The organism is Pseudoalteromonas sp. MB41, assembly GCF_020966275.1.
GTDB classification, from domain to species: Bacteria; Pseudomonadota; Gammaproteobacteria; order Enterobacterales; family Alteromonadaceae; genus Pseudoalteromonas; species Pseudoalteromonas lipolytica.
This window is the reverse complement of sequence record NZ_JAJJZF010000012.1, coordinates 1-13124: the sequence shown is the minus strand read 5'-3', so window position 1 is coordinate 13124 and position 13124 is coordinate 1. Positions and strand designations below refer to the sequence as shown.

Genomic DNA, 13124 nt, shown 5'->3' with positions numbered 1-13124 from the left:
CATCACAAGATAGATTAAACATCCGCTTATGATATTCAGGTAGATTTTCGTTGCTGTGCCTTTAGCGTTCCTGAGATTATCATCTGTTGTTAGGACATTAACGCATTCTTTCAGGAGAATCTTTTGAATATCAGCCGCAATGATAACAGAACATACCAGCCCCTAACACTGGACAATGGTCTAAAAGTGCTTTTAGTGCAAGACCTAGAGTCAACAAAATCAGCGGCTTCTATGGCTGTTAATGCGGGTCACTTCGACGATCCCCTTGATAGACAAGGTCTGGCTCATTTTTTAGAGCATATGCTTTTTTTAGGGACTGATTTATATCCCGAGTCTGGTGCCTTTTCGAACTTTGTTTCACAATCAGGTGGCAGCACGAACGCCTGGACTGGCACCGAGCATTCTTGCTACTTTTTTGACATCAATAATCAACAGTTTTCAGATGCACTCGCGCAATTTAGTCGTTTTTTTATTGCCCCCTTACTCAGTCCAAAAGAAACCACCAAAGAGCGCAATGCAATTGACGCTGAATTTAAATTAAAAATTAAAGACGACGGACGCCGTATTTATCAAGCGCATAAAGAAACGGTAAACCCAGCACACCCTTTTGCTAAGTTTTCGGTGGGTAATCAACACACATTAGCAGACCGTGAGGGCTGTATTAGCGAAGAACTGCGCGCATTTTTCAACCGTCATTACCAAGCACAATGGATGACTTTAGTTATTTGCAGTAACGCCGATATTGCCACGATGACTGACTGGGTTAAGCAGTATTTTAGCGATATTAAAGGGCAAGCAAAGAGTAAAGAGATCATCGAGCCTCCCCTTTATCGCAAACAAGATTTGGGCAAAGTTTTACACATTGAACCGCACAAACATATGCAAAAGCTCATCATCAGTTTTGCTATGCCCAACATTGACGATTTTTATCGCCATAAAACGGTTAGTTTTATTGCTCACTTGCTTGGCTATGAGGGCAAGGGCTCGTTGTATTCAATTTTAAAAGAACAAGGTTGGATCAATGCTCTTTCTGCTGGTGGCGGTATTAATGGCAGTAACTTTAAAGATTTTAATATCAGCGTAGCTCTTACAGATGAAGGTATTGAATACTATGAAGATATTGTCGAAATGGTATTCGAGTATATCTGTTTAATTAATCAAAACTGCGCCAAACTTCCCAGGCTTTATCAAGATAAAAAGAACCTGTTACAAATTGCCTTTGATAACCAAGAAAAAGCACGCCTCATCGACTGGGTTAGTAATTTAAGCATTAACATGCAGCATTACGATGAAGAAAATTACGTACAAGGCGATTATTTAATGGAAGGCTTTAATCGTTGCGCCCATGAAATTGCGATGCAATGGTTAACCCCAGATAATATGCGATTGGTGCTCATTCACCCCGATGTTGAGCCAGAACATACTACCGCTTGGTACAATACACCTTATAAAATCGAAGATATATCGCCATGCTGGTTAGAAGCATTAAGTGAAATAAACACGCCCTTACCTGAAATGTGTCTGCCTTGCGCTAACCCTTATTTAACCAAAGAGGTTGAACTGTTACCGCTAGACACTCCCAAAAAAGCGCCTGAACTACTTGTGAAACAAGAAGGGTTTGATTTTTGGTTTAAGCAAGACGCGACTTTCCGCGTTGCTAAAGGGCATTTTTATTTAGCGATGGATTCTCACTACGCAATTAAAGACGTAAAACACATGGCGCTAACGCGCCTGTTTGCAGACCTTTTTATGGACAGTGTGGCAGAGCAGTTTTATCCAGCCGAACTGGCTGGGCTGAGCTATCATTTAACCTCGCATCAGGGAGGGCTTACACTGCACACAGCCGGTTTATCTTCAAGTCAGCTCACTTTAGTCAACGAATTACTCGAAGCACTGTTTAATGTCGATATTTGCGCAAAGCGCTTTGCCGAGTATAAAAAACAGCTTGTTAGGCATTGGCGTAACAGTAATCAAAACAAACCCGTCAGTGAGCTATTCAGTATTTTAGGGGCGCAAATTATGCCGTGGAACCCTGAGCCCAATGCACTTGCTCAGGCGCTAAAAGATACCAGTTTCCACCAATTCAACTGCTTTAGAACTGAGTTTTTTAAAGCCTTGCATGTTGAGTCATTTTTACATGGCAATTGGCAGCGCAGCGATGCACTTAAATTTCAAAAGCAAATCGTTGATCACCTCGCTGGCAGTACCACTATTATCGATTTAACACGGCCACTAAACGATGTTACCGAAGTAGAACACCAACGTATCACACTCAATTGCAACGACCACGCGATGGTGCTTTATTACCAAGCATTAACCGATGACACCACAGAAAAAGTTAAAATGATGGTGCTTAATCACCTTATCAATCAAGACTACTTTAACGAGCTAAGAACAAAACAGCAGCTTGGCTATTTAGTGGGTGCTGGTTATGCCCCATTCAACACACGCGCTGGCATTGCGTTTTATGTGCAATCGCCTAAACACAACGCTGATGAGATACTCAAACGCCACCAGCAATTTATTAGTAATTTTGTCGCACAGATCCCCACTGTTGATGAGCAGCAATGGCTTCAAACAAAAGCGGGACTCGTCACACATATTGCAGAAAAAGACAAAAACTTACGACTTCGCTCACAACGTTTATGGCTGGCAATTGGTAACCGCGATACTGAGTTTAATATGCAACAACAACTGATCGCTGAGCTTGATGCGCTGAGTCTTGAGGATATGCAGCAATATATTATTGAGATCTTTTCTGAAAACCGGCCTAGAATCGAACTTTTAAGTGAGCCAAAGCTCAAAAAACCAGCAAAAGCCAACCTTTCTTCTCATTCTCTTTGACTCGTTCGTGAGCTTAGATTAAATTATCTGGTGCGAATTAAGGTATTTCATTAATGATAAAAATAATAAAAATGATTTCTACTTTTTTAATAATGAGTATGGCGGATGTTTTTTCTGCTTCTGCAAGCCCGATAGAGCTTGAGCAAAGTACACTGTTGCTGATCCCAAGCACAATTATGATGCTCTTGCTGCCATATTTGCTATTTGTCATTTACAAACTAAAGCGTTCTCGACATCAGCTGCGAATCTCTGAACATCGACTAAAAAGTACCGTAGAAGGCAGTGGTGATACCCTATGGGACTGGAACATAAAAACGGGCGAAGTAATACGTATCAACGATAAATACACCACAGATACGAATAACGCCAACGGCTTCCCTCCTAATCGAGACCTTATTCACCCACATGATTTACCACACGTTGAAAATGCACTCAAAAGACATTTTGCAGAACACACTGCATTTTTCGAAGCAAGTTACCGAATTAAAGATAGTTTTGATCGCTGGCACTGGGTATTAGACCGTGGAAAAATTATCGAAAAAGATACCAACCTAAACCCCTTACGAATGACAGGCACTGTCAGAGATATTTCACAGCTAAAATCAACAGAAGCCCGTTTAAACCTATTTGCTAAATGTGTTGAATCGCTGACTGATGCAATTGCTATCTACGACAAAAACTTTAAGCTTGTTGATTTAAACCCGAGCTTTTTAACTCTGTTTGGCGGCAGCCGTGAACAGTATTTAAAGAAAGATTTTGCACTGCTTGGCTACGACCAAAGTTATGTCGACGAAATTAAAGCCACCGTAAAAGCCACCGAACATTGGCAACAAGAAGTCAAACTTAAAAATGCTCAACGTCAATTATTACCCATTGAAATTTCAATTGATGAAATTAAAAATGAGCATAATCAAATTTGTAATTACGTGGTTGTCTATTCTGATCAAACCGAGCGTAAAAAAGCGGAGTCTCAATTACATAACCTATCAAACAGAGACCGGACGACCGGCTTGCCTAACCGAAACTTATTTTTCACCAATTTAAAAAAACTCGCAAAGCAAGACAATCACCATGCTCTTTTAGTGTTTGACCTAGACAACTTTAAAAAAATTAATGACTCATTAGGTCATCAACTAGGTGACAGTCTCCTAGCTAAACTGGCAATGCGTTTAAATAAACTCACTCGCGAGAAAGATGTGTTTTATCGATTGGGTGGTGATGAATTTGCACTGGTTATGTCGGGCACTAACGACATTCATACCATCACACGGATGGCTAAACTATTTTTAGCCGCAATTGCCACCCCTTTTAATATGGCAGGCCATGAGCTGGTAATTACCTCAAGTGTCGGAATCGTGCTGTTTCCAGAAGACGGTAATACCCCCGAGCTATTGCTAAAAAATGCCGATACTGCGATGTATCACGCAAAGAAAAAAGGCAACAGCTACTTATTCTTTAATGACACAATGAACCGTGAGGCGGTAAAGCGCTTACAAATTGAAAACTTAATGCGCTACGGATTAAAAGAGGATCATTTCGAAGTCTATTACCAACCGAAAATGAATATTCACACCGGTAAACTCGATGGCATGGAAGCACTCGTCCGCTTTATCACTCCTAAAAAGGGGATTATAAGCCCGGGCGTCTTTATTCCGATTGCCGAAGAAACAGGGCAAATTATTGAAATTGGTGAAGTGGTCTTAAATAAAGCCTGTCGCGATGTGAAAAACTGGATAGATCAAGGCCTCTTTAATGGCCGTGTTGCGGTGAACTTATCCGCTAAGCAATTTAGTTTACCCGACTTAACCACTCGCATTGATTTAATATTACAAAAGAACGAGTTGCCCTCTTATTTTCTCGAACTCGAAATTACCGAAGGCACCGTAATGGATGACCCGCAAGAAGCCATTGCAGTCATGCGCTCATTAAGTGCTAGAGGCATTCACTTAGCGATGGATGACTTTGGCACCGGTTATTCATCCCTCGCCTATCTAAAACAGTTTCCACTAAACACGCTTAAAGTTGATAAAGCATTTATTGATGATATGCAGACTGAGCGGGGCCGGAACATGGTTGACTCAATCGTTACCATCGCACACAACCTAGAGTTACATGTTGTTGCCGAAGGGGTTGAACAAGCTAAACAAGTAGAGATGTTAAAAGAATTAAAGTGTCAAACGGTGCAAGGTTATTATTACTCAAAACCATTGTCACACCCTGAATTTACCGCATTTTTGAAAAGCCAACTCACTAAATCAGCTCCAAGTTTAATCAGGAGTGTAAACGTTAATTAAGGGCGCCAACCACATGCCTGACGGCCAACATGGCGAACAAAAGCACGGCGGTAGTGCACATTAAACAAACACCAAGCAATGGGCCCAAGCACGCCCCCTAAAAACATCCAACGTTTTACAGGCATTCCCTTCGAAAGCGACTCTAAATACATCACCAATACAAATAAACAACTCAGTAGAATTAGCAGCACACAGCACCTCATTAAAAACAGCGCGCAGTGTATATAATTTAAGCACAGGTTTAAACCATGAAGCTGTAATAGCCACTATAAAGACGGGTTATATTCTATTACTATCAATTGCAAAGCGTTAAAAAATGCGTGAAATGATATACAGAATAAAGTCGAGGATATAATATAGGAACGTGCCTGTGGCACCTAAGGAAAAAACAATAAAATATGAGGATATATAATGTCTAATGAAACCAGCAATCTATACCAAGCGCCCGAAGCTACCCTAACAGATGCAAACAGCAGTGGTAATAAACCAATCTTAAACTTTGATCGTTTCTCTGCCTGGGGCGTGTTCTTTTTAAGTGTTTTTACACTGGGCATTTACAGTGTTTATTGGCTAGTAAATCGCACAAATCTTGCAAATTCACTCGCTAAACATCAAGTTAGCCAAGGTATAATTTACGGCTATGTTGGTTTATACGCGGTGAATATTATTTTATCGATTGCGGGAGTTAGCCCCGAACTTGGGGGTGTTGTGTCGCTTATTTCTTTTGTTGTCGCGATCATTCTTATCTTTTCACTGCGTACTTCTTTAACTGAGTTAATCAACGAAAGCAGTGATGAACCTGTCAAACTAAATGGTATTTTAACCTTTTTCTTCAACGTGATTTACTTTCAATATAAAATCAACGAAGCAATAGACAAGCAAAAATAATCGTTACAAACGTAAAAAAGGCATTGAATTCAATGCCTTTTTTATTCCTGCTAGAGAGCACCTGAGTGCTTCACATTTAAATACGTATTCAACACATGTGGCAGTAGTTGCACAGGCTTACAATCAATAGCGATGACACCTTGCTTTTTAAGCTTTGCCATATTGGCTTTGTGTGCATTAAGTAAAGCAAGTGCCGCACAATAACTAGTTGCATCTTCATACTTCTCGATTGGCTCATCGAGTACCTCAGCCACTGCACGGTTATTTATATTGATAAGCGCTACAAGGTGGTGCTTTTGCAGCATTTTTATGGCTGGGAGCAATTCATCAATACTCTGCTCATCTAACGTTGTCACCAAGAGCACTAAAGAGCGTTTAGTTCGCTTAGCAATAAGTTGATTAACCGCAACTAAATAGTCACTGCTGCTATTATCGGGGTATAAATCATAAAAATGATTCATCACCCGCGAGACATTCTGCGCCCCTTTAACATCTGGTAACCAACGCAAGGCTTGATTGAAACTTTGCATACTAAACCAGTCACCTTGTTTTAACACAGTGTGAGCGAGCAATAAAAGTGCATTTAATGCATGATCAAAGTGAGTGCCTTCGTTTGCTTCAATCGCCATTTTTTTAGATGCATCAAGCATCACAATCACATGCTGATTCTGCTCTTCTTGGTATTCACGAGAAATTAATTTACGACGTTTACTGGTCGCTTGCCAGTCAATTTGCCTAACACTATCACCTTGCCGGTATTCCCTTAATTGATGAAACTCAATACCTTCACCCCGCTTTTTGGTTAACTTTAAGCCATTAATTGGCTTATTGGTTACGCCATTAAGGTGTTGCTTTGAGGTTACACGACTAAAATCAGGGTACACTTTTAACCGAGTCTCTTGCTTGACTAACCAGCTAGATTGCCACAGCCCAAAAGACGAGCCAACTCTGAGTTCAATAGCGGTTATGTCAGCGTCACCGCGTTTATGAGCACGAATATTAAAGCTCAGCTGTGCTTGCTGCATCGCTGTTAAAAATACCGTCTGTTGCGGCTCAGCAAGCTCTATGGCCTGACTTAAATGCAGACTGGCATCGAGAAGCAGAGGCTGCTTAGCGGTGTTATTGATAGTAAGCTGAACTGGCTGCCAACGATACAATGCCATATTTTGGCTCGTCGACAATTCTGTTGATAACAGCGGCTGCGACTTTGACAACATTAAGTCAATCCATGTAATCACGACAGGCACCAATAATAACGCCGTCATTATTACGCTACCAAGCTCAGCTATAGCACAGACAAGCACCATCAGCACGACTGCACATAGCAGTAAAACAAGGCGTTTGGCAGGTCTAAGCTTAATTCGAATCATGAGCGAGGTGCTTCAACACTGGCTAATATGGCATTGATAACTTCGTCGTACGACACCCCTTCTAACTCTAAATCAGCCGATAAGATCAAACGGTGTCTTAAAATATTAGGGGCGACTGATTTTACATCATCTGGGATCACAAAATCGCGCCCATTCATCAATGCGATTACTTTTGCAGCCTTAATCAGGTTTATTGATGCTCGTAAACCTGCGCCGTGCAATACACCTTGCCAAGTTCGTGAATTACGAACAATATCGACAGCATAATTAAGAATTTTTTCGTCAACTAGCCTATCTGCACATAGCTGCTTAATTTCACTAATACGCGCGGCATCAAGTACTGCTGGCAGTTGCTCAACCGTTGATTCATTCGACACCACTTTGGTGTTAAGTTTTAACAACTCAACTTCCGCTTCATGCGAAGGAAAACCCAATTCAACTTTCATCATAAATCGGTCTAATTCCGCTTCAGGCAACGGGTAAGTCCCTTCTTGATCGAGCGGGTTTTGTGTTGCTAAAACCATAAAAGGAGAATCGATAGAAAGCGATTCACCATCAATCGTTATTTGTTGCTCCTGCATCACTTCAAGTAATGAGGACTGGGTTTTTGCGGGTGCACGGTTAATTTCGTCTGCCAATAAAATATTGGTAAAGGCGGGTCCTTTTTTAATATTGAATTCACCCGACTTCATATCATATAAGCTATGACCAACAACATCTGATGGCATTAAATCAGGCGTAAACTGTACGCGCGAAAAATCCACGTTTAAGCTTTTTGCCAATGCCCTAACCAGTAACGTTTTGCCAAGCCCTGGCACACCTTCAAGCAGTACGTGACCACCTGCAAATAAAACGGTTAGCACATCTTCAACAATGGCATCTTGACCAACGAGGACACGTGAAATGTTTTGCTTTACTTGTTTTACAGCCTCCGCTGCATCTATCAAGCTCATGCGTTTATTTTCCAGTTCCGTGCTCATAATGCATTCCTTAATTGTTTAAATCGTTTGATATATTCTAATCGTTGCTCGCGTGATGTGGGTAATTCACTTACAAGCAGCTGGGTCACTTGTTGTTTGTCGAAGTGCGTTAAATTAGCAATAATTTGTGCCTGTTTATCATCACTTAACATTTTAAAATTAGGGACTCGCATCTCTACTTTGGCATTAAAGTCTTTACGAAGCGCTGTCCATAAATACGCTTCGTGTCCGTGTTGCATGTAGAAATTAGCCACTGCACGAATATGCGCATTAAAACTGGTTTTAATATCGAAGTCAGGGGCATAGGCTCGACCAATTCGACTACTGATATGCCACACTGTAAACACAACCAATAATAAAAGGCTCACAACAAACTGCCAGCTCCAGTGCCATATTTTTGCCAGCCAATTAGGGTATGTTAAATAAGGAACATACGTCACTTTATCAGCCCCTTTGCTAAGCCAAAGTAGGAGGCTGCCATGGTCAAGGTGGCGTAATCGATAGTTTGTAAATGGTGCCAATGACGGCATTACAATAACGCGGCCTTGCCCAAAAGCGAGGTCACACATAACAGTATCGCCCTGTTCTGTGTTTGTGCTGACACCTGGGCAATGTTCAATCGTAAATGCACGGCTTAGTTCAAGCGCTAACACGGTGTCTTCATTTATAGCCAAGGTGCTGTTTTTAGACCCTTCTTTAAGCATTGCAAAGTCATAGTCAAAGGCACTGTCTTTCGCTGAAACGGTGATCCCTAGTTGATTAAAAAACAATGTATTATCAAGTGCCAACTCATCGCGCTGTCGATTTAATACATACACCAATCGCCCACCTTCAGCCACCCATTCAGCGAGCTGCTGATCTAATTGATACGAATCGGCAAGCACCGCTTCATCGACAATTAAAATAGTGTGTGGGTCAATGCGTATTTGTTCGCTATCGGCATGTGCAGCAAGGTGTTTATCTTTAAGCCATTTAATGCCATTTGCGTTTAACAATCGCTGCGCCATGGTGAAATTATCTTTAGCCACATCAGAGTGAAAACCTATTTCGAATTCTTTTTTCTCCCACTCCAGCGACGCAACCCCCGCAACAATAATAAAACCAAGCAATACCAAACCAGCAATCAGTACATATTTAAGCTTCATGAGTACTTTCCTCCTTGCTGGCTGTCATTGCTTTTATTTCCTCTGTAAGAGCAATAAAATCAAGATCGGGTGTTTGGTGCCCCCAAGCAACACTCACCCACGCTGTAAACAAGCGCGTAAAAATATCGTGTATATGCGTCGGTACTTTGGCATCTATCGCACGCTTACATTCACGCTCAGTCATTGAGCGATGTAATCTCACTTGATGTTGCTGCTGCGCCCAACTAAGCGAGTAATGTAACAAATAAGCCAGCGCTAAACGGTGTTGCCCTGCATTAAAACAACGCAATGCCGAGGCAATTATATCTGCGGGTAAATCCTGTGCTTTAATTTCAGCAAACAAACTGGGGATCACGGGCTCTTCTTTATGTCTGGCACGTTCAGGCAGGCTTAAATTGGCAAAGAAACCACGTTTTTTCATTAAGTAATAGACTAACCAAATGACTAATAACGCCACTAACACCCATCCCAATACACCAAAAACCTGCCCTATGGCTTTAAAAATATTAAATAACCATGATAAGTCACTCGATGAGGCTTCTTTGGGTTCAAAAATAGGCGTCCACGTTGTTTCTGTCTCTATCACATTAGGTTCATTATAAAGCGCTGTGACTTGCTCTTTTACCTGTTGTTTATCAATTTCATCGGCGTAACTGGCGGACGGTGCAATAGTAACACTGGATAAGAAAAGCAGTGCCAGTGAACACAATACACCGCTTAGACGTGCGCGAATATTTTTAAAAGCAAGCTCAATATCCCACCCTTCAAGCTCAACTCGACGATGTAAATAAGCTAAAAAGCCCCCCGTGACAAATAAAGGCGCAACGAGTGCAATACTTACTATATATAAAGTATTAAAGGCAATTTCTAACCATTCAGGGGCCTCAAAAATCTGATACATCGCTTCTTCAGCTGTAAATGAATACGGCACTAATGCAATCGTTAATGCAGAAAACCCCATCAACAAAATAAATTCAAAGTGGACACAAAATAGCATCCAAAGTGTTTGTTTGGGTTTCGTTGAAGCGAACAACAGCTGTTTACGCTTCGCTTTTCGTTCTTTAGACAGTTGCTCTAGTTGTTCAACTGGCGCTAAGAAAGCACGATTAGGACTGAACCTTAAGACACTTAAATGCACTAGCATCTCTGCCAACTTTAATTGCTTTAACGACTTTAAACTGTGGCTAATCGAGACCGGTTGATTAAAAACCGCCTTTGACATGTAATCGAGTATCGGGCGCTCGAATAAAGGTTTAAGCCACCATATTAAAAAGGCACTCCAGCTCCAATTAAGTAACACGCCCACAATTATAAATAGTGGTAAGGCCATGCATAAATACATAAAAAACAAAGAAAAAAAGTGCGATTTAACTAATAACACTGTTAAATCAAAGGTTTCGTAAGCATCACGTTTACGAGGGTTAAAACTCAGGCGATTAAGCTCCATAACGCATTCCCTTATAGAGACGATACAGCACATACGCCCAACACCCACTGCCCACTGTATATTTTATTTCATTCGCAATATCGCGCGGGGACCAAAACGCTTCTATGAAAGCAGCTATCACCAGCATTAAAAAGGCCCCTACAATTAAGGGCAAAGCTTTTTGTGCGGCTTGTTTTATGGCATAAGCACGCGTGAATTGGCCTGGGTTAAGGAGTGCGTAGCCAATTCGGCACCCTGCTGCAGAGGCAATGATAATCGCTGTCAGTTCAAAAGAGCCATGGGTGATAACAAACGAGAAAAACGGTCCTTCAAACCCAACATTTACAATATGTGCGGCAATGGCACCGAAATAAAAACTGTTGAATAACAAGAAAAATGCAGCTCCTACACAAAACAACACTCCCCCTGCAAACATTTGAAATGCGATCCCTATATTGTTGTAGATATACACCCCAAACATTAATAAATCTTGTGATGCTCCCCGCTCAGCAGATTGCACACTTCCACTTGGGTCATACATTTTTTCTATGTTTAGCAACGTACCTTGCCCTAGAAAAGTATACGCTGCATCTGGGTCCAGTCTTACCCAAATAAAGGCAATTAAAGCTAAGCCCCAAAAAGCCAGCAAATTAACAGCTAACATCACACGGTTTTCATACAGAGCCCGAGGAAACGCTGTTCGTGCGACATGCCATAGCTCAGAAAACTGATTGCTACGAGACAAATACAAACGTTTTTGGCCTAACTGCACTAAACAATTTATTTGTTCAACGAGTATGGGGCTGTATTGACGGCTTTGAGCGATGGCTAAATCATTACAGATCTTGCGATACAGATTTGGAAAATGAATGGGCAACGACTCTGAACGTTCCATTTCACATAACGCTTTGAATTCATCCCAGCTTTGTGTGTTCGATTTTACAAATTGGGTTTGTTTCATTGCTGACTCTCCACGTGTGGGTGGTCATGATTATCGTGTAGTTGCCCAGCAAAATAACGGGCATAACTGGCTAATTGCTCCTCAATATCGGTTTCATTACTGGCTAAAGGCTCAGCAAGTATAGTGGCAATCTCTAGGTGTCTGGCAGCGGATAACTCATTGTGTCGTTCAGCAAAAGCAAGCACCGCTAATTGCTCTTCGGTCGTCAAGCTGACAGCAGGAATGCTTACATCACCTTTAGGCAGTAATGGGCGCTCTTGCAGCTCATCATCATAAATAACTAAGGTGCCTGCTGCCCAATCGCCGATCCGTTTAAATCGCGTATTAAACATCATCACGATAAGTCCTAAAAAATAACCAATAGGCAGCATATCTGCGGGACGTAATAAGTTGCGTACCACTATTTGCGAAAAGCTCGCTGGCAAACCGTTGTCTTGTACTACACGTATTTTGAGGCGTTTTTTACCGGGGGTCTGACCATTTTCCATTTCAAAAAGGATGTTGTATCCCCAAGATATAAGAAAGTAGGCAATAAGAACAAGGCCTTCGCCTGCGTCTCCAAAAAAAGAAAAGAGCGTTGCTATGGCAAGCAGGATCAAGCCACGAATAATAAGATCGATAATATAAGCGTAACTACGCGCCACAACACCTGCTGGTGTTATAGCAATATCAACACCTTCTGGGAGTTTAATGTACTCTCTGTTTTCCAATCCGTGGTTTAACATGCAATCTACTACTAGTCGTTATTATCGTCTTTGCTTATTAGGGCAGAACCTTAAAAAGCAATAAGTTAAGTAAACCATGATGCGCGTTTTCCTGTCTTTTTTCAATGCCTTTTAGCCTAAAAAAAGGAACATAGGCTGATGTTTAAAGTGAACTTAGCCCTAATTTTAACTTAACAAAAAAGCCGACATAAATTGAAGTGACCCCATAAAGTTGGACTCATTTTTAAGCGGCTGCCAAGGCCTGATTTCGATACTGTATCGGACTCAGGCCTTTTAGTTTCAGCTTAATACGCTCGTTGTTGTAATAGTGGATATATTCTTTGATGTTTTCAATAAGCTCATTCACGTCTTTAAACGTTTCGTTGTGGTACATCTCACTCTTCAATATGCCGAAGAAGTTCTCAGCAACCGCATTATCTAAACAATTTCCTTTTCTAGACATACTTTGTTGCAACCCTTTTTCCTTGAGATGATTTTGATATTGTTTGTTT

The 13124-nt window shown here is 41.3% G+C and carries 11 protein-coding genes; 3 read left to right on the top strand and 8 right to left on the bottom strand.

All coding sequences use genetic code 11. The features are described from left to right. The first annotated feature begins 123 nt into the window (after positions 1-123). Together LPA49_RS12585 and LPA49_RS12580 are read left to right on the top strand one after the other, a co-directional pair. The gene (locus tag LPA49_RS12585; RefSeq protein WP_118844107.1) at positions 124-2844 is read left to right on the top strand and encodes an insulinase family protein; all 2721 of its coding nucleotides are present in this window, start codon (positions 124-126) and stop codon (positions 2842-2844) included. A gap of 53 nt (positions 2845-2897) precedes the next feature. Beyond that, entirely contained in the window at positions 2898-5138 is a 2241-nt protein-coding gene (locus LPA49_RS12580) for a bifunctional diguanylate cyclase/phosphodiesterase (protein ID WP_036969954.1), read from the top strand. On the opposite strand, the gene LPA49_RS12575 is transcribed toward LPA49_RS12580, so the two are convergent. Next, positions 5135-5329, bottom strand: coding sequence for a hypothetical protein (locus tag LPA49_RS12575; RefSeq protein WP_036969956.1), 195 nt, complete (start codon positions 5327-5329; stop codon positions 5135-5137). The genes LPA49_RS12580 and LPA49_RS12575 overlap by 4 nt on opposite strands. Before the next feature lie 220 nt (positions 5330-5549). Between LPA49_RS12575 and LPA49_RS12570 the strand changes: the two genes are divergently transcribed. Continuing rightward, positions 5550-6026: a DUF4234 domain-containing protein gene (locus LPA49_RS12570; protein ID WP_036969958.1), complete on the top strand. Its 477-nt coding sequence runs from the start codon at positions 5550-5552 to the stop codon at positions 6024-6026. Positions 6027-6076: 50 nt separating this feature from the next. Here LPA49_RS12570 and LPA49_RS12565 read toward each other — a convergent pair whose 3' ends face one another. From LPA49_RS12565 to LPA49_RS12535, 7 genes are all read right to left on the bottom strand, one after another. Then, the gene (locus tag LPA49_RS12565) at positions 6077-7396 is read right to left on the bottom strand and encodes a DUF58 domain-containing protein (protein ID WP_180311440.1); all 1320 of its coding nucleotides are present in this window, start codon (positions 7394-7396) and stop codon (positions 6077-6079) included. Further along, complete coding sequence (locus LPA49_RS12560; RefSeq protein WP_036969962.1) at positions 7393-8376, bottom strand: MoxR family ATPase; 984 nt, start codon at positions 8374-8376, stop codon at positions 7393-7395. The genes LPA49_RS12565 and LPA49_RS12560 overlap by 4 nt, the downstream gene beginning before the upstream one ends. Further along, positions 8373-9521, bottom strand: a complete 1149-nt coding sequence (locus LPA49_RS12555; RefSeq protein WP_182396196.1) for a DUF4350 domain-containing protein — start codon at positions 9519-9521, stop codon at positions 8373-8375. The genes LPA49_RS12560 and LPA49_RS12555 overlap by 4 nt, the downstream gene beginning before the upstream one ends. Further along, positions 9511-10968 (bottom strand): hypothetical protein, encoded by a 1458-nt coding sequence (locus LPA49_RS12550; protein ID WP_036969966.1) that lies wholly within the window; start codon positions 10966-10968, stop codon positions 9511-9513. The genes LPA49_RS12555 and LPA49_RS12550 overlap by 11 nt, the downstream gene beginning before the upstream one ends. Further along, positions 10958-11908 (bottom strand): stage II sporulation protein M, encoded by a 951-nt coding sequence (locus tag LPA49_RS12545; protein ID WP_036969968.1) that lies wholly within the window; start codon positions 11906-11908, stop codon positions 10958-10960. Before LPA49_RS12545 ends, LPA49_RS12550 begins: the two co-directional genes overlap by 11 nt. Next, positions 11905-12633 carry an RDD family protein gene (locus LPA49_RS12540; protein ID WP_051501807.1) on the bottom strand — a complete coding sequence of 243 codons (729 nt, stop codon included), beginning with the start codon at positions 12631-12633 and terminating at the stop codon, positions 11905-11907. The genes LPA49_RS12545 and LPA49_RS12540 overlap by 4 nt, the downstream gene beginning before the upstream one ends. A 223-nt stretch (positions 12634-12856) precedes the next feature. Then, a partial coding sequence (locus tag LPA49_RS12535) for an IS3 family transposase (RefSeq protein WP_143474491.1) occupies positions 12857-13124 on the bottom strand: 268 nt, incomplete at its 5' end.